The organism is Hymenobacter sediminicola, from assembly GCF_014250515.1.
GTDB lineage: Bacteria > Bacteroidota > Bacteroidia > Cytophagales > Hymenobacteraceae > Hymenobacter > Hymenobacter sediminicola.
This window is the reverse complement of the sequence record NZ_CP060202.1, coordinates 1,469,356-1,490,111: the sequence shown is the minus strand read 5'-3', so window position 1 is coordinate 1,490,111 and position 20,756 is coordinate 1,469,356. Positions and strand designations below refer to the sequence as shown.

Here is a 20,756-nt window from a genome sequence, read left to right as displayed (position 1 = left end):
ACAAGAAAGAAAACGGGTAAGCGTGAGCGGTGTACTACAGAAGCGTTCGAGTCATTAGTATCCCTCGGCTGTGCCATTTCGGACTCTACACCTAGGACCTATCAACGTCGTGGTCTCCGACGACTCTTATTAACGGATATCTCATCTTCAGGTGAGTTTCGCACTTAGATGCTTTCAGCGCTTATCTCATCCCAGCGTCGCTACCCGGCGCTGCATCTGGCGATACAACCGGTGCACGAGCGGCTGGTCCAACTCGGTCCTCTCGTACTAAAGTCAGGTCCTGTCAAATATCCAACGCCCACCACAGATAGGGACCGAACTGTCTCACGACGTTCTGAACCCAGCTCGCGTGCCACTTTAATCGGCGAACAGCCGAACCCTTGGGACCTTCTCCAGCCCCAGGACGTGACGAGCCGACATCGAGGTGCCAAACCTCCCCGTCGATATGAGCTCTTGGGGGAGATCAGCCTGTTATCCCCGGCGTACCTTTTATCCTTTGAGCGATGGCCCTTCCATGCGGAACCACCGGATCACTATATCCGTCTTTCGACCCTGCTCGGCTTGTAGGCCTCACAGTCAAGCCCGCTTCTGCTATTGCGCTCTGCGTACGGTTACCAAGCGTACTGAGCGGACCTTTGAAAGCCTCCGATACTCTTTTGGAGGCGACCACCCCAGTCAAACTACCCAGCAGACACTGTCTCCGTTGCCAGATTAGGCACCAAGCAACACAAGGGTGGTATTTCAACGGCGACTCCCCAAAACCTAGCGGCCCTGGTTCAACGTCTCCCACCTATGCTACACATGTGTTACCCAGCGTCAATGTCAACCTATAGTAAAGGTGCACGGGGTCTTTCCGTCCCGTGGCGGGTACTCGGCATCTTCACCGAGACTACAATTTCACCGAGCTCATGGCTGAGACAGCGCCCAGATCGTTACACCATTCGTGCAGGTCGGAACTTACCCGACAAGGAATTTCGCTACCTTAGGACCGTTATAGTTACGGCCGCCGTTTACCGGGGCTTCGATTCAAACCTTCGCCTTGCGACTAAGTTCCCCTCTTAACCTTCCGGCACCGGGCAGGTGTCAGGCCTTATACTTCCGCTTGCGCGTTCGCAAAGCCATGTGTTTTTGTTAAACAGTCGCCTGGGCCTTTTCACTGCGGCTTCTTGCATTGCTGCAAGGAAGCGTCCCTTCTCCCGAAGTTACAGGACCATTTTGCCGAGTTCCTTGGCCATGATTCACTCGAGCCCCTCAGGATACTCTCCTTGACTACCTGTGTCGGTTTGCGGTACGGGCTAGAATTCAGTAAACGCTTAGCAGGTTTTCTTGGCAGTCTGATTAGGCAAACTATCTCCGTGGCCGAGGCCGTAGAGTACTATCATGGTTCAGCAAGATCGGCGTACTTAACTACCGTTCCTATACCTACGCACTTTAACGGGCACTTCCGTCCGCCCGCGTTGCTTTCACTACTGCGTCACTGCATCACTCCAAATCCTAGGTGCTGGAATATCAACCAGCTGTCCATCGACGTAGCCTCTCGGCGTAGCCTTAGGTCCCGACTAACCCTGCTCCGATTAGCGTTGAGCAGGAAACCTTAGTCTATCGGGGGGCGGGTTTCTCACCCGCCTTATCGTTACTCATGCCTACATTTGCTTTTCTAGCCGCTCCAGCTCGCCTGACGACGCACCTTCACCGCTGCTAGAATGCTCCCCTACCACTTAGTCATACGACTAAATCCATTGCTTCGGTACCGGACTTGATGCCCGCGTATTATCGATGCCCTCTCGCTCGACCAGTGAGCTGTTACGCACTCTTTAAAGGAATGGCTGCTTCCAAGCCAACCTCCTGGCTGTCAAAGCAAGTGGACCTCCTTTGTTCAACTTAGTCCGAATTTAGGGACCTTAGCAGATGGTCTGGGTTCTTTCCCTCTCGGCCTGGGACCTTAGCACCCCAAGCCTCACTGCCGGCTATATTATGTGGCATTCGGAGTTCGTCAGGATTCGGTAGGCTGTGACACCCCCTAGTCCTATCGGTAGCTCTACCTCCACATAACTCAACGCCGACGCTGTACCTAAATACATTTCGGGGAGTACGAGCTATTTCTCAGTTTGATTGGCCTTTCACCCCTACCCTCAGGTCATCCAAATCCTTTTCAACGGAAACTGGTTCGGTCCTCCAGTTGGTGTTACCCAACCTTCAACCTGCCCAAGGGTAGATCACAAAGTTTCGCGTCTACCCCCTCTGACTCTGCGCCCTATTCAGACTCGCTTTCGCTGCGGCTCCATGACTTGAGTCATTTAACCTTGCCAGAGAGGAGTAACTCGTAGGCTCATTATGCAAAAGGCACGCTATCAGGCCACAAAAGCCCTCTAACTGCTTGTAAGCACACGGTTTCAGGTTCTTTTCACTCCGGTATTCCCGGTTCTTTTCACCTTTCCCTCACGGTACTAGTTCACTATCGGTCTCTCAGGAGTATGTAGCCTTGGCGGATGGTACCGCCGGATTCAGACGGGATTTCGCTGGTCCCGCCTTACTCAGGATTCCACTACCGTACTTGATCAGTTCGCTTACCGGACTCTCACCGTCTATGGTCGACTTTCCCACGTCGTTCAGCTAAGATCAAATAATCAGATATTGTGGTCCTACAACCCCGGACTGGCCGTAACCAACCCGGTTTGGGCTCCTCCCCGTTCGCTCGCCACTACTTGGGGAATCATTGTTATTTTCTTTTCCTCCGGGTACTTAGATGTTTCAGTTCCCCGGGTTTGCCCCTTGTCGCCTATAGCGAAAGGTCTCTAGGCTTCACCTAGAGGGGTTGCCCCATTCGGATATCGACGGATCACCAGATATGTGCTCTTCCCCGTCGCTTTTCGCAGCTTATCGCGTCCTTCATCGCCTCTGAGAGCCTAGGCATCCCCCGTGTGCCCTTGCTTACTTCTTGTAGCTCTCCTCTATTGCTAGAAGAGAGGGCTCGGGTGATTATCCACTAGGGTAATCACTCTATTTCTTACTTCGTTTTCTCTCTTGTTATCCTTACGTCAAAGAACGTTTTCTCCTCCTATTGAAGAGAAAAGTAGTTTATAGAAGATTGCTCCTATATAAACCAGTAGTTGTGGCACTACCGAACACTCCCAGTTGGAGTGATGGTGGAGAATAACGGATTCGAACCGTTGACCCCCTGCGTGCAAGGCAGGTGCTCTAGCCAGCTGAGCTAATCCCCCGGTTTGTTCCAAGCAGCATCCCCGCCTGTTACAGTGGGCCTGCCTGGACTCGAACCAGGGACCTCTACATTATCAGTGTAGCGCTCTAACCACCTGAGCTACAAGCCCTGTTCTCTCCTTATACTAAGGAGTGATATTTTGAATGAAGGAAAAACAAACGAGTGGGCGTTGACCACTGTATACTAGAAGAAGAACAACTCACGAGTCGAACCGCTCCAGAAAGGAGGTGATCCAGCCGCACCTTCCGGTACGGCTACCTTGTTACGACTTAGCCCCAGTTACTTGTTCTACCCTAACTGGCTTCGTTGCGGAGCACCAGCTTCAGGTCTACCAAACTTCCATGGCTTGACGGGCGGTGTGTACAAGGCCCGGGAACGTATTCACCGCGTCATTGCTGATACGCGATTACTAGTGATTCCAGCTTCATGAAGTCGAGTTGCAGACTTCAATCCGAACTGAGAACGGCTTTGTGAGATTGGCATCTTATCACTAAGTAGCGACCCTCTGTACCGTCCATTGTAGCACGTGTGTAGCCCTAGGCGTAAGGGCCATGATGACCTGACGTCGTCCCCGCCTTCCTCACTGCTTGCGCAGGCAGTCTGTTTAGAGTCCCCAGCATAACCTGATGGCAACTAAACATAGGGGTTGCGCTCGTTGCGGGACTTAACCCAACACCTCACGGCACGAGCTGACGACGGCCATGCAGCACCTTGCTTTGTGTCCCGAAGGAAAGGTCCATCTCTGAACCGGTCACGCGCATTCTAGCCTAGGTAAGGTTCCTCGCGTATCATCGAATTAAACCACATGCTCCACCACTTGTGCGGGCCCCCGTCAATTCCTTTGAGTTTCACTCTTGCGAGCGTACTCCCCAGGTGGGATACTTACCGGTTTCCCTAAGCCAGCAACAGTCTATCGCTGCCAGCGAGTATCCATCGTTTACGGCGTGGACTACCAGGGTATCTAATCCTGTTCGCTCCCCACGCTTTCGTGCCTCAGCGTCAGTACCAGCCTAGTCAGCTGCCTACGCAATCGGGGTTCTGGAAGGTATCTATGCATTTCACCGCTACACCTTCCATTCCGCCAACCTCGTCTGGACTCAAGCCCGCCAGTATCCAGGGCAGTTCTCTTGTTGAGCAAGAGGCTTTCACCCCGGACTTAACGGGCCGCCTACGCACCCTTTAAACCCAATAAATCCGGACAACGCTTGCACCCTCCGTATTACCGCGGCTGCTGGCACGGAGTTAGCCGGTGCTTATTCCTCAGGTACCGTCAGTTTGTGACGCATCACCTTTTTCTTCCCTGAGAAAAGCCGTTTACAACCCAGAAGGCCTTCATCCGGCACGCGGCATGGCTGGGTCAGGCTCTCGCCCATTGCCCAATATTCCCTACTGCTGCCTCCCGTAGGAGTCTGGCCCGTATCTCAGTGCCAGTGTGGGGGATCACCCTCTCAGGTCCCCTAAGCATCGTCGCCTTGGTGGGCCGTTACCCCGCCAACTAGCTAATGCTACGCAACCCCATCCTTGACCAATAAATCTTTACTCATTATGTGATGCCACATTGTGAGTTTATGCGGTATTAATCCGCCTTTCGGCGGGCTATCCCCCAGTCAAGGGCAGGTTGGTTACGCGTTACGCACCCGTGCGCCACTAGTGTATTGCTACACCCGTTCGACTTGCATGTATTAGGCCTGCCGCTAGCGTTCATCCTGAGCCAGGATCAAACTCTCCATTGTATAAAAATCCTAATCTGTGGCGAACCACAGACGATGTCGAGTGCTGATCCGACTCGTGTTAACGAGCTGTTTACTTCTTATTTCTACGCGTGGTCTTCTCTCGTGTTCCTGCGCCGAAGCCCAGGGAAAGAAGCCCTTTCATTTGTCTTTCCATCCATTCAAAGAACGTGCGTCGTTTCGCATTTGAAACAACGTAGTGACTCTACTTGTGAGTCGGTGTGCCGGCTTCCGATCGAAGCGGGGTGCAAAGGTAACACCGTTTTTGCTACGACCAAGAAAAAAATGTTCTTTTTTTCTTGGCCTGTCCGCTCCGCCTCTCGGTCGAGGCGCGGCGGGCTGCAAAGGTAACTCCCTTTTCTGACTTTCCAAATCCTGTCAGAAAAACGTTTTAGGGCTTTTCCCAGAACTCATTGCCGCCTCCGGTTGAAGCGGGCTGCAAAGGTAACAGCTTCTTTTCTTCGTTTGCAAGGACAAAGCAAAAGTTTTTTCGCTTTATGGGAAGCTTCTGGTCGAAGTGAGTGGCAAAGGAATAAGGTTGTACTTATTTCCACTTTTGCTTTGCCGTACCCCATATCCTTCCGATTTGGGAGTGCAAAGGTGCGCTACGGATCTTAAAAATGCAAGAACTGTTGGCATTTTTTCCCTTTAAGCAGTCAAAGCATTATGTATTGCTCTGACTATTAGAAGTCTTCCACTCCCTATATGTAGTAAGCAACAAAGCCGGCCAGTCTGTATAAGACTGGCCGGCTTTGTTGCTTACTAAACTTCTACTTCAAATGTAAAGTACTCTTACGGTCAGGACCGACACTTACGATACTAACTGGAACGGACAAGTAGCGCTCCAGATACTCCACATAAGTAACGAGGGCTTGCGGAAGTGCTGTTGGGTCTGATATGGTTTGTAGCGTGGTTTTCCAGCCCGGGAGGCTGACATATACTGGCTGCATGTTTTCCAGGTCACCATGATCAGGAAGCTGGTCAGTCTGCTGACCGTCGGGGAACTGGTAATGGGTGCAGACGCGGATTTCGTCGAACTCATCGAGTACATCGGCCTTCATCAGATGAATCTCGGTGACGCCGTTGAGCATGATGCTGTAGCGAAGCGCTGGCAGATCAATCCAACCGCAACGGCGGGGTCGGCCTGTGGTAGAGCCAAACTCGCGGCCGGCCTGCCGGATCTGCTCCCCTACTTCGTCGTGTAGCTCAGTTGGGAATGGGCCACTGCCCACACGCGTGCAGTAGGCTTTGCTAATGCCATACACCTTCTTTATATGCTGCGGCGCGATGCCTAAACCGGTGCAGGCGCCGGCTACGATGGTGCTGGAGGACGTGACGTACGGATATGTACCGAAATCAATATCCAGCATGGAGCCCTGAGCGCCTTCCGCCAAGATATTCTTGCCCTGTTTCAACAGATCATTCAGCAGATACTCTGTGTCGGTGAGCTTGAGAGTGCGCAGAAATTCTACGGCAGAAAAGAAATCGGCCTCGAATTCTTCAATTTCGAGGCCGCGACCGTGGAATTCAGCAAGAGCAGCATGACGGGATACCGCCTCCTGGTAGCGCTGCTGGAAGTCGGGAAGCAGAATATCACCGACACGGAGACCAGTACGGCCAATTTTGTCTTGATACGTGGGCCCAATTCCTTTCAGAGTGGAGCCAATTTTGCTGCCGCCGCGCGCCTCTTCATTGATCCGGTCGAGGGCTCGGTGCGAAGGCAGAATCAGTTGGGCTTTGCGCGATATGTAGAGATTCTTGCCCCAGTCAATGCCTCGGTCGGTGAGTTTCTGTAGTTCCTGGCGAAATACAACCGGGTCGAGTACGACGCCATTGCCGACTACATTGATGATATGGGGGTGGAAAATTCCGGATGGTACCTGGTGCAACACGTGCTTGATACCATCGAAAGTGAGGGTGTGACCGGCATTGGGGCCACCCTGGAAGCGGGCTACTACATCGTAGGTGGGGGCCAGCACATCGACAATTTTGCCTTTGCCTTCATCCCCCCACTGCAATCCTACTAGTACGTCAACGGGCATTAGTTTGCGGCTTTCAACTGTTGGGCAGCCGACTGTTCATCGTCTGCAATGGAAAATATAGCGTTCAGCTTAGTCAGGGCGAGCATCTTCCGTGGATGGTCGGCTGGGTTTATGAGTACCAGTTCGCCACCACGACTGCGAAACTTAGTCAGCAATGACACTAGCACGCCGATACCGGTGCTATTGATGTAGCGGATGCCGGACAGATCGACGGCACAATGACGGACGTCCTCGCCCAAGTGCTGATCAACGGATTGCAGAAGTTGCTGGGTATCGGGGCTGCCGATTAGGTCGCCGGAGAGGCGCACGAAGAGGATGCCGTCCTGGACGGTAGATTCGGTTTTCATTCAGCTAAGGAACGGGCAGCGGCTTTAGCACGGCAGTCGCCGCATACGCCGTAAAGGTTCAAAGAGTGATGCAAGATATGGAAGTTGAGTAACTCCCCGACCATCGTCTGGATGCCGTGGATACGCGGGTCGCAGAATTCAACCACCTTGTGGCATTCGGTGCAAATGACATGGTCGTGCTGCCGGTAGCCATACGATTTCTCATACTGCGCAAGATTGCGGCCGAACTGGTGTTTGCTAACAAGGCCATGCTCCACCAGCAGGTCGAGGGTGTTGTACACCGTAGCCCGGCTGACCTGCAACCCCTGCTCCTTCATACCAGCATAAAGCTCTTCCACGTCGAAGTGGCCGGTACGGGAGTAGATTTCTTCCAGAATGGCATAGCGCTCTGATGTCTTGCGCAGGCCTTTATTTTCGAGGTAAGCGGTAAAAATCTTCTTTACCTCCTCATACTTTTCTTTATCGGGCATTTTAGGCAACCTTATATATAAGGAGTGGTGCAAAGTTACTAGATAACAATCAGAAGACACCTAGACCGGCTGTATAGCGAGTATAAGCAGTGTTTTTATGTGCTATTTTATACTGAGCATCTATTTTAAAGCTCTTTATAACTCACGTATCGAAACGCTCTACTTGCAACACTCCATTTACACGTGCGAGACGCTGAATCAACTTGGTCAGATGGTTGGTGTCGTTGACGAACACCATAATCTGACCTTCAAACATGCCATCATCAGAATCGATGGTGATGGAGCGCATATTTACCTTGAGGCTGTTGCTGATAATGCGCGTGACATCATTTACCAGCCCTACCCTATCGGAGCCCTTAATGCGAATACCTGCTAGGAATGCCAGTTCCAACTGATCGGTCCATTTGGCGCGCACGATGCGGTTGCCGTAGTTGGACATCATCTGCACAGCCTTGGGACAGGACGTACGATGGATAACGATGCCATCTTCGGTTTCAAACCCAAACACATCATCGCCGGGAATGGGGTTACAGCAGGGCGCAATGGTGTAATCGAACTTGTCAGTTCGCTCTCCGATGACGAGCATATTGGCATTTACGCCGCGCACTTTTTGCACCTCATGGTCGAAAGCCTTGGGCTCCAGCATAGAAGGTAGGCGGAGCACTTCGATATTGGGGTCGAACAACTCAGTTTTAATCTCCCGGCCATCAACCTGCCCAATAGCCACGCGGTAAAAGAACTCCTGCGTGCTATAGGTATTGAAATGAGCCAGCAGTCGGTTGAGGGTTTCGGGCGTAAACTCTATTCCCAGCAGTTCCAAGCGCTTTTCCACAAGGAAACGGCCGTCTTCGGCTTTGGCGCGCTTATCGTCGCGGAGCCAGTCCTTGATTTTGGAGCGGGCCTTAGACGTAATAACATACTGCAGCCACTCTTCGGTAGGCTTTTGGCGCTGCGAAGTCAGAATTTCGACCTGGTCGCCATTACGCAGCTGGTAGCTGAGCGGCTGTAACTTCTGGTTTACTTTGGCGCCCAAGCACTGGAGCCCAATGTGGGTATGAATGTCGAAAGCAAAGTCAAGTGCCGTAGCCTTGTCCGGCAGGATAATGAGTTTGCCTTTGGGCGTAAAGGCATAGACTTCCTTCACAAAAAGGTTCTGACGGAACTCGTCCATGAATTCCAGGGCGCTGGAATTGTTGGTTTCGAGCATCTCGCGCACCTTATTGATCCAGGCCTCCAGCGTCGACTCAGGCTGCGGCACACCGGTGTCCTTGTATTTCCAGTGGGCCGCATAGCCTTTCTCAGCAATATCATCCATGCGGCGGCTACGGATCTGCACTTCCACCCACTGACCGGAACGGCTCATAACAGTAGTATGAAGGCTTTCGTAGCCGTTGGCTTTGGGCGTGCTCACCCAATCGCGCAGCCGGTCGGGGTTGGGCTGGTAGAAGTCCGTTACGATGCTGTACACCTGCCAGCAAGCGGCTTTTTCCTGCTCTTGTGGCACATCCAAAATCACGCGGATGGCAAACAAATCGTACACCTCATCGAAGGTGATGTTCTGCTTACGCATCTTTTTGAGGATGGAGTAGATGCTTTTGGGCCGGCCTTTGATTTCGAATGAGAAGCCTTGAGCCGTCAATTCTTCATCAATCGGCTGCACAAACTCCTTAATGAACCGGTTGCGGGCACTGCGGCTCTGGCGCACCCGGTTTACCAGTTCATTGTACACCTCCGTGTCAGTGTATTTCAGATGCAGGTCTTCCAGCTCCGTCTTGATGGCATAGAGGCCGAGGCGGTGGGCTAGGGGTGCGTAGAGATAGATGGTTTCGGAGGAAATCTTGAGCTGCTTGTGGCGCGGCATCGAGTCGAGAGTCCGCATGTTGTGCAGGCGGTCGGCGAGCTTGATGAGGATGACGCGCACATCTTCCGACAGTGTGAGCAACATCTTGCGGAAGTTTTCGGCCTGCTCCGAAGTGCCGTATTCGAAAACGCCCGAAATCTTGGTCAGGCCATCCACAATGCGGGCGACCTTTGTCCCGAACTCCCGCTCTACATCAGCAATTTCCCAAGGTGTGTCTTCCACCACGTCGTGCAGCAGCGCCGCCACAATGCTGGTGGTACCCAGTCCTATTTCCTCTACCACAATCTGGGCCACTGCCAGCGGGTGCAGTATGTAGGGCTCACCGGACTTGCGGCGCATTTCTTTGTGCGCCTCCAGAGAAGTATTGAAGGCTTTTTTAATCAGCTTGGCGTCGCCGGCTTTGAGGTACGGTTTGGCGGTGCGGAGGAGGCGGCGGTAGTGACGCAGGATTTCCTGGCGCTCTACTTCGGGGTCGATAAGGGTGGCCATGCTACACGGGCGGCGCCAGGGCGCCAGAGTCAATAAGTGCTAAAGTACGGCATCAGGTACCAGCTTGGACCAGTACGCAAGAGAATTTGCCGGTTTTCACTCATATAACAAGCCTGTGGCCCATAAGGTGCGCAGCATGAGTACCAGCAACACAGGTAAAGTAAATTCTGCATTGGAATTTCCGGTTGGCTTCTGTAGCTTTGCGCCCCCAAGGCAGTTGGCCTCAGGACGCGGATGTGGCGAAATTGGTAGACGTGCCAGACTTAGGATCTGGTGCCGCAAGGCGTGTGGGTTCGAGTCCCTCCATCCGCACAATAGTTTAGGTTTTTACTCTAAAAACCGCTTCTCAACCCTCAACCCACCCGTTGGGGGTTTCTTTTTAACCGGGCTAGCCCGCTGTTTACAACACGTAGTACCCTTAACCGACCCCTCGTTTTGGACATTACCCTCGACAAGAAAGACGACCAGCTGAATGCCATCCTGACAGTAAACCTCACAGAGGCAGACTACGCTCCTGCTGTGGATGCCAAACTGAAGGGATACAGCAAAAAGGCGCAGATCAAAGGGTTCCGGCCGGGCAAAGTGCCAGCTACGCTGGTGCGCAAAATGTACGGCAAAGGCATTCTGGCCGACGAAATCAACGCGTTGCTGGGCAAGGCAGTGGATGGCTACATCAAGGAAAACGACCTCAAAATCTTGGGCGAGCCCCTGCCGATGTCGAACAACATCGACCTGGACGCGCAGAAGGATTTTGCTTTCCAGTTTGAGCTGGGCTTGCTGCCTAACTTCGAACTGCCGGCCGACCAGAGCATTTCAGTGGACCGCCACAAGGTAGACCTCGACGAAAACACGCTCAACGAAACCTACGAGCAGATCGGCCGTCAGTTCGGCGAAACCTCGGAGCCTGAGGCGTCGGAAGCTGGTGACTACATCTTCGGCAAGCTGAAAAAGGCAGAGGAAGAAGGTGAAGGCCGCCAAGTGTTGCTGCCAACTAATAAAGTAACGAAAGGTGCTGACAAGTTTGTAGGCGTGAAAGCCGGCGACGTTGTGACCTTCGACCTGAAAGATTCGTTCGGTGGCGACGCTACTGCTATCCGCAACTTCACCGGCTTCAGCAAGGAGGAAGCGGCTGCTGTGGAAGGCGACTACACGCTGACCGTGGAAAAAGTGAACCGCACTGTTACGCCGGAGCACAACCAAGAGCTGTTCGACAAAGTATTCGGCAAGGATATCGTGACTTCGAAAGAAGAGTACGACGAGAAAATCCGGGGCACGGTACAGGAAAACTACGACCGGGAAGCTGACAACCTGGTGAGCCGTCAGATCATCGACAAGATGCTGGAAAATACCACGATTGAGATTCCGAAGGAGTTCTTCAAGAAGTGGTTGCTGCGCGCCAACGAAGGCAAACTGACTCCCGAGCAGATTGATGAGCACTATGATGACTACGAGAAGGAGCTGAAATGGTCCCTGATCCGCAACAAAGTGGTGGAAGAGCAGGGCCTGAAAGTGGAAAACGAGGAAATCGTGGACCGCACGATGCAGAAGATTCTGGGCCAGTTCAACATGGAAATGACCCCGGAGCTGGAAGAGTCGGTACGCGGCTTTGCTGACAATTTCCTGCGCCAGGAAAACGGCAAGAACTACGTACAGGAGTATGAAGCCATTCTGGCAGAGAAAGTGCTGGAAAACCTGCGCGGCAAAGTTGTTGTTAACGACAACCCGATTACGGCCGAGGACTTCCGCAATCAGAATGCTGGCTAAGCGCTGACATTTCCGGTTTTCGAACCAACAAAAAAGCCCTTACTTGCCGTATGGGCTTTTTTGTTGCCCGTCGGTTTCGGTTTGACACATTTCATCTCCCACTTTTTCTCCCATGCTGAATAAACAAGAGTTCCGCAAATTTGCCGTTAAAGGCCAGGGCCTGAACGGTCTGGGCGTTGACCAATACATCCAGCACGTAGAAGGCCAGACCCGCAACGGTCTGATTATGCCTACCGGCATGACCCGGTCGGTAATTGAGGAACGCCCCACGCGCTTTGCTGAAATTGACGTGTTTTCGCGCCTGATCATGGACCGGATTGTGTTCCTGGGTACGGCCGTTGACGATTATATTGCCAATATCCTGACGGCGCAGATGCTGTTTCTGGAGTCGGTAGACGCCAAGAAGGATATTCTGCTCTACATCAACTCGCCCGGTGGCTCGGTGTATGCCGGCCTCGGTATATATGACACCATGCAGTATGTAAACCCTGATGTGGCCACTATCTGCACGGGTCTGGCTGCCTCGATGGGTGCCGTGCTACTGGCTGGTGGTGCCAAGGACAAACGCTCGGCCCTGCCCCACGCCCGCGTCATGATTCACCAGCCTTCGGGTGGTGCGCAAGGCCAGTCGTCGGATATCGAAATCACAGCTCGTGAGATTCTGAAACTCAAGAAAGAGCTGTACGACATTCTGGCTGACCACACCGGCAAAACTTACCAGGAAATCCACGACAACTCTGACCGTGACTACTGGATGCGTGCTGATGAGGCGAAGGAATACGGCCTAATTGACGAAGTTCTGGAAAAGAAGAAGGCGTAATTTCTTCCTTTCACGTCATTCTGAATGACGCTTGTATAGCAAAAAGCCCGCTTCGGTGGGCTTTTTCTTTTTAGTAGAAGGCAACCCTGACGGCACTTTTTTAACTCTGTGGGGCGTTGGCCTTTTCGTACCTTTGAGGTAGGTTTAGTGTAAACAGCCTACCCTCCCCTACCCTGAGAGCTTCCCTGGCAATGGCAGATATAACGTGTTCTTTCTGCGGAAAGAATAAAAAAGACGTCTCGGTTATGATTTCCGGCATCAACGCGCACATCTGTGAGCGGTGTGTCGGGCAGGCCCAGCAGATTCTAAACGAGGAAAATAAGATTCGGACGAACTCGAAAGCGCCGAAGTTCAACCTCGTGAAGCCACGCGAAATGAAGGACTACCTCGACCAGTACGTGGTAGGCCAGGACGAAGCCAAAAAGGTGATGTCGGTGGCGGTGTACAACCACTATAAGCGCCTGATGCAGAAGCCGCAAAAGGACGACGTGGTGATTGAGAAGTCCAACATCATCATGGTAGGCGAAACCGGCACCGGCAAAACGTTCCTGACGCGCATGCTGGCCAACATTCTGCAGGTGCCTTTCTGCATTGCCGATGCTACTGTACTTACCGAAGCCGGCTACGTAGGTGAAGACGTGGAAAGCATCCTGACGCGGTTGTTGCAGGCTGCCGACTACAACGTGGAGGCAGCAGAGCGTGGCATCGTTTACATCGACGAAATTGATAAGATTGCTCGCAAGAGCGACAACCCCAGCATCACGCGCGACGTGAGTGGCGAAGGCGTGCAGCAGGCCATGCTGAAGCTGCTGGAAGGCACGACAGTGAACGTGCCCCCACACGGCGGCCGCAAGCACCCCGAGCAGAAGATGATTACGGTAAACACCGAGAACATTCTGTTCATCTGCGGTGGTGCCTTCGTAGGTATTGAGCGCATCATCAAAAATCGCCTCAACACGAAGCCCATCGGCTTTGCCAAGACGCAGCTCGAAGAAAAGGTAGACACCGACAATTTCCTGCGCTACGTTACGGCTCAGGACCTGAAAGCATTCGGTTTGATTCCGGAGCTGATTGGTCGCCTACCAGTGCTCACGCACCTCAACCCGCTCGACCACGCTACCCTGCGCAAGATTCTGACGGAGCCCAAGAACTCCATTGTGAAGCAGTACCAGCGCCTCTTCGACATGGAAGGCATCCAGCTCAGCTTCTCTGAAGGCGCGCTGGAATATATTGTGGTGAAAGCCGACGAATACCGCCTCGGCGCCCGCGGCCTGCGCAGCATCTGCGAAGGCATCATGACCGACGCCATGTTCGACATGCCTTCTGAGGAAGGCGTGAAAGAACTGGTGATTGACGAGGAATACGCTCGGAGTAAATTCGAGCAGACGGCTATTAAGCAGCTGCGCGCAGCGTAGAAACCAGCAGATAACTAAAAAGAAAAGCGGCTCTCCATGTGGAGAGCCGCTTTTCTTTTTAGTTATCTGCTGGCTATGATCTACTTTTTCAAATACCCTACCATCAGTTTGGCGGCTTTTTCGGCGGAGTTCTGCTGGCCTAGTTTCTCGCGGATTTCGGCGTAGCCGGCTTTTTGCTGGGCAATGAATGCTTCGTCGGCAGTTACCTTTTTCAGCTCCGTAACGAGGTTGCGGGAGTTGAAGTCGCCTTGGATCAGCTCTTTCACCACTTCCTTGTCGGCAATGAGATTGACGAGGGAAATGTATGGGACTTTGATAACGGCTTTACCAATAGCATACGACACAGCACTGGTGCGGTAGCACACCACCTGCGGCACATCGAACAAGGCGGTTTCCAGCGTAGCAGTACCGCTCGTAACGAGGGCTGCCTTGGCGTGGGCCAGCAGGTCGTAGGTCTGGTCGAAGATGATGCGGACGTTGTTGCGCTCGAAATGAGCGTAGTAGTTCGGGTCGAGGTTATCGACCCCGGCGACGATGAACTGATAGTCCAGAAACGGCGGGATGATGGCCGTCATTTCGTAGAGCATTTCTTCAATTTCCTGCTTGCGCGAACCGGGCAGCACCGCAATAATGGGCCGTTTTGGGTCGAGGTGGTTACGCTGGTAGAAGTCGGGGGACGCTTGGTGCTCGGCCACGGAATCGGCAATAGGGTTGCCGATATAATCTACGTCATAGCCAAAGCGCTGGTAGAATTCCTTCTCAAAGGGCAGGATGACGAACATCTTGTCAACCAGCTTCTTGACGGTGTGCACACGGCTCTGATTCCAGGCCCAGATTTTCGGCGAGATATAATAAAACACCTTAATTCCCTGTGCCTTGGCAAACTTGGCTACGCGCAGGTTGAAACCGGCGTAATCTACCAGAATCAATACATCGGGCTTATACTGCAGCAAATCCTGCTGTACTTGCTTCAGGTAGCCCCGGAACTTGAGCAGGCTGGTAGCGGCTTCCCAGAAACCCATGATGGCCATTTCCTGGTAATGACGCACCTGGGTACCTCCTACTGCCTGCATCTGGTCGCCGCCCCAGAAGCGAAACTCGGCCTGCGGATCCTGCTGCTGCAACTCTGACATGAGACTGGCAGCATGAAAGTCGCCGGACCGTTCGCCAGCAATGAGGTAGTATTTCATTTGTTGTATTAAGAATTAGTAATTAAGAATCGGGAATTGGGGACAATTAAAACGTAGCGCCGGGCAGCAGCCATTCTTACTTGTTAATTCCTAATTATTAATTATTCTCCCAGGTATTCCACGAAGTTCCGAGGAGTCTCGTAGAGCTTGATACTGTGCAGCCGGGCCGAAGAAATCAACTCAATTTCGGGAGCCAGAATCTGCCAGAACGCAATAGCTAGATTTTCGGTGCTGGCCATCTGGCCTTCCATGAACGGCACATCTAGGTTGAGGTTCTTGTGGTCTACCTTGTCGATGACATGTGTGCGGATGAGCGTACTAAGCTGCTTGAGGTCGATGACGAAACCGGTTTCCGGGTCGGGCTTGCCCTTCACGGTCACTATTAGGTCGAAGTTATGGCCGTGCCAGTTGGTGTTGGCGCAGGGACCGAACACCTCCCGGTTGCGCTCCTCGCTCCACTTGGGGTTGTAGAGCTTGTGCGCGGCGTTGAAGTGTTCCTGTCGGCTGATATAAATCATGGGTAGGCGGGTGGCTGCAAGACGGTTGCTGACAAATAACCTGTCATCGGGAGTGGTACGAAGCGCCTAGGCTGTAGGGCGAATTCTACTCGCACCGCAGCCAGATTGTTCGTTTCACGCGGGATGACAGGCGACAATCAACCTTTATTTCGCAGCAAATATACGAAGAACGGTACGCCGAACAGGGCCGTGACCAACCCTACGGGCAAGCCAGCAGGTGGATAGAGCAGCCGAGCCAATAGGTCGCAGGCCAGCAGGAAATTACCGCCGAGCAGTGCGCAAAACAGCATATTGGCCCGCCCCGTGACACCCAGCAGCCAGCGAGTAAGATGCGGCACCATGAGCCCGACAAAGCCCACCGGGCCGCACAACGCCACTACGCAGCCTGTCAGACCGGAAGCCGTGAGCAGTAGCAGCCAACGGGTACGGGCCACGTTTACGCCCAGGCCTTGGGCGCGTTCCTCTCCCAGCAGCAAAATATTGAGGTCTTTCTGGACGAAGCCAAAGAGCAGTAACGCCGCCGCCAGCATAAGCGCCGGATAGGGCAATACGCTCCAGCCAGCCCGCTCGAAGCTACCAGCCGCCCAAAACGTGACACTCCGCAGCTTCTCCTGCGTGGCTGACAGAAAGGTGAACACGCCGCCAATGGCTGTAGTGAGCGAACCAACCGCCACACCTGCAAGTAGTAGCTGCGCCGGAATAATCTGCCCCCGCCGGCTCCCTACGGCCACCACCACCAACGTAGTGCCCAGCGCACCAGCCAAGGCAAAGAACGGCGGCAGATAAAATCCGCCCAAGGTGAGGCTGGGCAGCAACGAGAGGCACAGAATAGCGCCCAATGAGGCTCCGGAAGCCGTACCAAGCAGATAGGGGTCGGCCAGCGGGTTGTTGACCATGGCCTGCATCAGATAGCCGCTGAAAGCCAGTCCGGCCCCGGCCAGCAACGCCAGCAGAATGCGTGGCAGCCGCAGTTCTATCAATACCAGTTGCGCCGGGTCCTGGGGGTTGTAGTGCGTGAGCGTGCGCAGGATAAAGCCGTAATCAGTCTCGTAGGAACCGATGCGAAGGCCCAGCACTACCAGCGCCAGCATCAGCAGCAGGCTGGCCACAATCCAGGGCAGGGCGCGTTGGTTCATGCAGTCAAAGGTAGTTTGCAGGGGGCGTCGGTTGTTTGTTGCAGCTGTCTCCTTGATTCGATAAGTGTTTGTGAGCAGCTAGCGGCCGGATACTATCCGCTGCAGTTCCCGCACCGATTCTACCACACGCGGCCCGGGCCTTTCCATCAGGTTGCCGGTGATGCCATAGACGCGGTGGTTGCGGTAGGCGTTAATACGCTTTAGTTCGGGGTAATTTCTAAAGAACGTACTGTCCAGCTTGCCGAAGCTGCCACCTAGTAGCACGTCCGGATTCAGCTTGAGAATGTATTCCCGGGTAAGCGCCGGATAGGGCTGAGCAAATTGTTCTGTCACCGCGTTCTGGCCGCCTGCCAGACGGATTTTATCGGTGAAGAGCGTGTTCTGGCCATACACATAGATGGGGTCCTGCCAGGTGATGGCCAGCACGCGCGGACGTGGCTTACCTGCAGGTGTAGCAGTTGTCACGGCCTGTAGTTCTGCCTGCAGCGAGTCGGTGAAGTGCCGAGCCTGGGCCGGGCGGCCGAGAATACGGCCCATGTCATTCAGGGCCCGGAATATATCCTTCATGCTACCGAAACGTTGGAAATAGACTGGAATACCAAATTTTTCCAGCCGGGCGGCATCATCCAGAGACGTAATACCTTCCACTGTAAACACGATGTCGGGGTGCAACTGCACAAGCTTCTCCATATCCAAGGGGTAGCTGCTGACAACAGGCTTGCGCAACACTGCCGCCGGGTAGTCGCAGACCTGGGTGCGCGCCACAATGGTGGCTGTGTCGGCCACGGCGTACAGCATTTCGGTTGCGGAAGGTGCCAGCGCCATTACCCGGCGCGGGTATGCCACTACGGTGAGGCGGCGGCCTAGGTCGTCGGTGAGTTGCTGCGGGGCAGTAGCTGGCGTGGGTTTTTCGGTGGTAGCGGGCGTATCGGGGCGGCAGGCCAGCAGCAGGAGCAGCGGTAGAGCCTGCAGTAGTGGCTTCAGGAACGGGTAGTGCATGCGCCAAAGGTAGAACACAGCCGTGGCCAATAACACAAATCTGCAGCGGCCCCTGTTTAGCTGAAAGTGGGCCGGGGCGCGTACTGAACCAAATCGGTCCTACTTTTGAGAAAATTTCTGCCCTATGATAGTCGTCACCGGAGCCGCCGGCTTTATTGCCAGCTGCCTTGTTACCCGTCTCAACGCCGCCAATTTCAACGACATCGTGGTGGTGGACAATTTTGCCGTGGAGCGTAAGCTGGCCAACCTCGCCGGCAAGCATCTGCGGGAATACGTAGACCGCAACGAGTTTTTTGAGTGGCTGGACGCCAATCATGAGGAAGTGGAATTCATCTTCCACCTCGGAGCCCGCACCGACACCACCGAGCAGGACCGCGCCGTGCTGGACCTGCTCAATCTGAACTACTCCAAGCAGATGTGGCAGGCCTGCGTTCAGTACCAGCTGCCGCTGGTCTATGCCTCATCGGCGGCTACCTACGGCTCCGGCACGCTCGGCTACTCCGACCACGACGACGCCCTGCTCCCCCTCTACCGCCCGCTAAACCCGTATGGCGACTCGAAGAATGACTTCGATAATTGGGCTGTCAACCAAGTAGAAAAGCCGTTTTTTTGGGCTGGGCTGAAGTTTTTCAATGTGTACGGCCCCAATGAATACCATAAGGGCCGCATGGCGTCGGTGATAATGCATGCCTTCGAGCAGATCAACAAAACCGGCTCCATGTCGCTGTTCCGCTCGCACAACCCCGACTACACCGACGGAGGCCAGATGCGCGACTTCGTGTATGTGAAAGACGTAGTGGAAGTGTGCTACTTCCTGATGCACCACCGCCAAAATTCCGGTATCTACAACCTGGGTACCGGTGAGGCGCGCTCCTTCCTCGATTTGGCCCTGAACACCTTCGCGGCACTCGACCGGGTGGCAGACATCCGCTTCATCGACACGCCGGAGGACATCCGCGACAAGTACCAGTACTTCACCCAGGCCGACATGAGCAAGCTGCGCGGCATCGGCTACGACCGGCCTTTCACTCGCCTCGAAGACGGCATCAACGACTACGTCCGCAACTACCTGGTGCCGGGCACATACTACTAAGCCTAAATTTTGTTGGCTGCCTTCTACTCGTGGGATGTAGCCCTAGGCTTTCGGTCGCAAATACTATCCTGACAGTTCTCCCGGCCCGGTTGTGGTAGCTCCACAACCGGGCCGGGCCTTTTTAGAAAAGCCTGTAGCTCGGGCATTTTGACTTTCTGATTTGGATGGAAACAGCCGGCCGGATTTGTTAAGAACTATTTTTCACCCATTTTTTCGGGCCGATTCGCCACTTTTCACCTCTCTCTCCTAGTGCAGCAACGAACTATTACGATTGTAGGCGGTGGCTTTTCGGGTTCTATGGCAGCCATGCAGCTGGCTCGGCTACCCGGGCCGCTGGCAGGCACGGTGCACATAGTGGAACCGCGCCCAGCACCAGGGCCTGGCCTGGCCTATACCGCCCGCCGGCCCGAATACCTGCTTAATGTGCGGGCCCCTTTTCTGAGCGCTTTTCCCGATGAGCCGTCTCACTTTTCGGACTGGCTGCGCACCAATGCTATTAGCTGTGAGCATGATTTCTGCTCCCGCCAGACCTACGGCCGCTATCTGCAGGAAATGGTAGCGGGCCTGCTGCATCAGCCCGCCGCCAACGGCCTTACTTTCCACTGGCATCCGCAGGCTGCTGTAGCGGCTGAGCTTGCCACTAACGTCCGCCATGCCACTGTGCGCCTCGCTAATGGCACGGAGTTGCTCAGCGACGCGGTTGTGCTGGCCCTAGGCAACTTTCCGCCTGCCTCGCCTGCCCGCCCCGGTGACTACCTCGCGCATCCAAATTTCCATGGCAACCCGTGGGCTCAGGGCGCACTCCGCAATATTGCCCCCGACGACGAAGTGCTGCTCATCGGGACCGGCCTTACAGCCGTGGACGTGCTGCTGGGCTTACGCGCTGATGGCCACCGCGCGCCTGTCACGGTGGTGTCGAGGCACCAGCGCTGGCCAACGGCGCACGGGCCAGCCAGCACGCCGTACCCCAGCTTTTACGAACAGGAGCTCCGGGGCCTGCACACCGTGGCGGAAGTGCTGGCCGCCGTGCGCCACCGTGTCCGGGAGGCAACGGCGGCAGGATGGGACTGGCGGCCGGTATTTGACTCACTGCGGCCGGATCTGGGCCAGATCTGGGCTGCGTGGCCACTTGCCGAGCAGGCGCGGTTTCTGCGGCATCTGGCTTCAATTTGGGCTGTACTGCGCCACCGCAGCCCCCCGCAAAATGATGAGATAGTACGCGGCATGATGGCAACAGGCCAGATACGCATGCTTAGTGGCCGGGTAAGTGGTATTGCAGTGGAAGGAGAAGGACTGATGGTCCAGACCCACTACAGACAACAGCATCACTCTATGCGCACCCGGCACGTCATTAGCTGCACTGGACCCTTGCTAAACTACAGCCGCATTCAGGACCCACTGGTAGTGAGCCTGCGCACTGCCGGCTACCTGCAGCCTGACACCTTAGGCCTCGGCATCCAAACAGATGCGCATGGTGCACTACTCGATGCTGCCCAGCAAGCGTCACCACTGTTCTTCACTCTTGGCCCCAGCCGCCGCCCTGCCTATTTCGAGTCGACAGCTGTGCCGGAGTTGCGGCAACAGGCAGTGGCACTCGCGCAGGAACTAAGGCGGCGCTGGTAGTACCGTTTATACACAAAAAAGCCAGACCCTGGGGTCTGG

13 protein-coding genes, 3 tRNA genes and 2 rRNA genes are annotated in these 20,756 nt (G+C 54.4%); 6 read left to right on the top strand and 12 right to left on the bottom strand.

Annotation, left to right across the window (positions count from 1 at the left end; translation table 11 throughout):
- Positions 1 to 35: 35 nt before the first annotated feature.
- From H4317_RS06315 to H4317_RS06280, 8 genes are all read right to left on the bottom strand, one after another.
- Positions 36 to 2,941 (bottom strand): 23S ribosomal RNA (locus H4317_RS06315).
- A 203-nt stretch (positions 2,942 to 3,144) separates the two neighbouring features.
- A tRNA-Ala gene (locus H4317_RS06310) sits at positions 3,145 to 3,221 on the bottom strand.
- A gap of 34 nt (positions 3,222 to 3,255) precedes the next feature.
- Positions 3,256 to 3,329: transfer RNA gene (locus tag H4317_RS06305), tRNA-Ile, on the bottom strand.
- Between the two features lie 111 nt (positions 3,330 to 3,440).
- Positions 3,441 to 4,953: ribosomal RNA gene (locus H4317_RS06300) — 16S ribosomal RNA — on the bottom strand.
- The 16S and 23S rRNA genes sit together here with 2 tRNA genes alongside, the layout of an rRNA operon.
- 767 nt (positions 4,954 to 5,720) lie before the next feature.
- A complete protein-coding gene (locus H4317_RS06295; RefSeq protein WP_185889288.1) occupies positions 5,721 to 6,992 on the bottom strand; it encodes an adenylosuccinate synthase in 1,272 nt (423 codons plus the stop codon).
- On the bottom strand, positions 6,992 to 7,339 hold the full coding sequence (locus tag H4317_RS06290; RefSeq protein WP_185889287.1) for an STAS domain-containing protein: 348 nt from the start codon (positions 7,337 to 7,339) through the stop codon (positions 6,992 to 6,994). The genes H4317_RS06295 and H4317_RS06290 overlap by 1 nt, the downstream gene beginning before the upstream one ends.
- On the bottom strand, positions 7,336 to 7,809 hold the full coding sequence (locus H4317_RS06285; RefSeq protein WP_185889286.1) for a Fur family transcriptional regulator: 474 nt from the start codon (positions 7,807 to 7,809) through the stop codon (positions 7,336 to 7,338). Before H4317_RS06285 ends, H4317_RS06290 begins: the two co-directional genes overlap by 4 nt.
- Positions 7,810 to 7,951: 142 nt before the next feature.
- On the bottom strand, positions 7,952 to 10,159 hold the full coding sequence (locus tag H4317_RS06280) for a RelA/SpoT family protein (RefSeq protein WP_185889285.1): 2,208 nt from the start codon (positions 10,157 to 10,159) through the stop codon (positions 7,952 to 7,954).
- A gap of 230 nt (positions 10,160 to 10,389) precedes the next feature.
- Between H4317_RS06280 and H4317_RS06275 the strand changes: the two genes are divergently transcribed.
- From H4317_RS06275 to clpX, 4 genes are all read left to right on the top strand, one after another.
- Positions 10,390 to 10,471: transfer RNA gene (locus H4317_RS06275), tRNA-Leu, on the top strand.
- Between the two features lie 123 nt (positions 10,472 to 10,594).
- The gene (tig, locus tag H4317_RS06270; RefSeq protein WP_185889284.1) at positions 10,595 to 11,923 is read left to right on the top strand and encodes a trigger factor; all 1,329 of its coding nucleotides are present in this window, start codon (positions 10,595 to 10,597) and stop codon (positions 11,921 to 11,923) included.
- 112 nt (positions 11,924 to 12,035) lie between these two features.
- Positions 12,036 to 12,743, top strand: a complete 708-nt coding sequence (locus H4317_RS06265; RefSeq protein ID WP_262892753.1) for a ClpP family protease — start codon at positions 12,036 to 12,038, stop codon at positions 12,741 to 12,743.
- Positions 12,744 to 12,934: 191 nt separating this feature from the next.
- Positions 12,935 to 14,158, top strand: coding sequence for an ATP-dependent Clp protease ATP-binding subunit ClpX (clpX, locus tag H4317_RS06260; protein ID WP_185889283.1), 1,224 nt, complete (start codon positions 12,935 to 12,937; stop codon positions 14,156 to 14,158).
- An 80-nt stretch (positions 14,159 to 14,238) separates the two neighbouring features.
- Here the strand turns inward: clpX and lpxB are convergent, their stop codons facing one another.
- From lpxB to H4317_RS06240, 4 genes are all read right to left on the bottom strand, one after another.
- Positions 14,239 to 15,348, bottom strand: coding sequence for a lipid-A-disaccharide synthase (lpxB, locus tag H4317_RS06255; RefSeq protein WP_185889282.1), 1,110 nt, complete (start codon positions 15,346 to 15,348; stop codon positions 14,239 to 14,241).
- 101 nt (positions 15,349 to 15,449) lie between these two features.
- Entirely contained in the window at positions 15,450 to 15,866 is a 417-nt protein-coding gene (locus H4317_RS06250; protein WP_185889281.1) for a 6-pyruvoyl trahydropterin synthase family protein, read from the bottom strand.
- A gap of 137 nt (positions 15,867 to 16,003) precedes the next feature.
- The gene (locus H4317_RS06245) at positions 16,004 to 17,002 is read right to left on the bottom strand and encodes a FecCD family ABC transporter permease (protein WP_185889280.1); all 999 of its coding nucleotides are present in this window, start codon (positions 17,000 to 17,002) and stop codon (positions 16,004 to 16,006) included.
- A 78-nt stretch (positions 17,003 to 17,080) separates the two neighbouring features.
- Positions 17,081 to 18,001, bottom strand: coding sequence for an ABC transporter substrate-binding protein (locus tag H4317_RS06240; protein WP_185889279.1), 921 nt, complete (start codon positions 17,999 to 18,001; stop codon positions 17,081 to 17,083).
- A gap of 124 nt (positions 18,002 to 18,125) precedes the next feature.
- On the opposite strand from H4317_RS06240, the gene rfaD reads away from it, so the two are divergent.
- Both rfaD and H4317_RS06230 read left to right on the top strand, forming a co-directional pair.
- Positions 18,126 to 19,094 carry an ADP-glyceromanno-heptose 6-epimerase gene (gene rfaD / locus H4317_RS06235; RefSeq protein ID WP_185889278.1) on the top strand — a complete coding sequence of 323 codons (969 nt, stop codon included), beginning with the start codon at positions 18,126 to 18,128 and terminating at the stop codon, positions 19,092 to 19,094.
- Positions 19,095 to 19,391: 297 nt separating this feature from the next.
- Positions 19,392 to 20,717 (top strand): FAD/NAD(P)-binding protein, encoded by a 1,326-nt coding sequence (locus H4317_RS06230; RefSeq protein ID WP_185889277.1) that lies wholly within the window; start codon positions 19,392 to 19,394, stop codon positions 20,715 to 20,717.
- Positions 20,718 to 20,756: the final 39 nt, after the last annotated feature.

Bases quoted from the DNA above. Each gene is read 5' to 3' on its own strand.
- H4317_RS06250 (WP_185889281.1), bottom strand. From the start codon at position 15,866: ATGATTTATATCAGCCGACAGGAACACTTCAACGCCGCGCACAAGCTC.
- H4317_RS06290 (WP_185889287.1), bottom strand. From the start codon at position 7,339: ATGAAAACCGAATCTACCGTCCAGGACGGCATCCTCTTCGTGCGCCTC.
- H4317_RS06285 (WP_185889286.1), bottom strand. From the start codon at position 7,809: ATGCCCGATAAAGAAAAGTATGAGGAGGTAAAGAAGATTTTTACCGCT.
- H4317_RS06295 (WP_185889288.1), bottom strand. From the start codon at position 6,992: ATGCCCGTTGACGTACTAGTAGGATTGCAGTGGGGGGATGAAGGCAAA.
- H4317_RS06245 (WP_185889280.1), bottom strand. From the start codon at position 17,002: ATGAACCAACGCGCCCTGCCCTGGATTGTGGCCAGCCTGCTGCTGATG.
- H4317_RS06280 (WP_185889285.1), bottom strand. From the start codon at position 10,159: ATGGCCACCCTTATCGACCCCGAAGTAGAGCGCCAGGAAATCCTGCGT.
- H4317_RS06240 (WP_185889279.1), bottom strand. From the start codon at position 18,001: ATGCACTACCCGTTCCTGAAGCCACTACTGCAGGCTCTACCGCTGCTC.
- rfaD (WP_185889278.1), top strand. From the start codon at position 18,126: ATGATAGTCGTCACCGGAGCCGCCGGCTTTATTGCCAGCTGCCTTGTT.
- lpxB (WP_185889282.1), bottom strand. From the start codon at position 15,348: ATGAAATACTACCTCATTGCTGGCGAACGGTCCGGCGACTTTCATGCT.
- H4317_RS06230 (WP_185889277.1), top strand. From the start codon at position 19,392: ATGGCAGCCATGCAGCTGGCTCGGCTACCCGGGCCGCTGGCAGGCACG.
- H4317_RS06265 (WP_262892753.1), top strand. From the start codon at position 12,036: ATGCTGAATAAACAAGAGTTCCGCAAATTTGCCGTTAAAGGCCAGGGC.
- clpX (WP_185889283.1), top strand. From the start codon at position 12,935: ATGGCAGATATAACGTGTTCTTTCTGCGGAAAGAATAAAAAAGACGTC.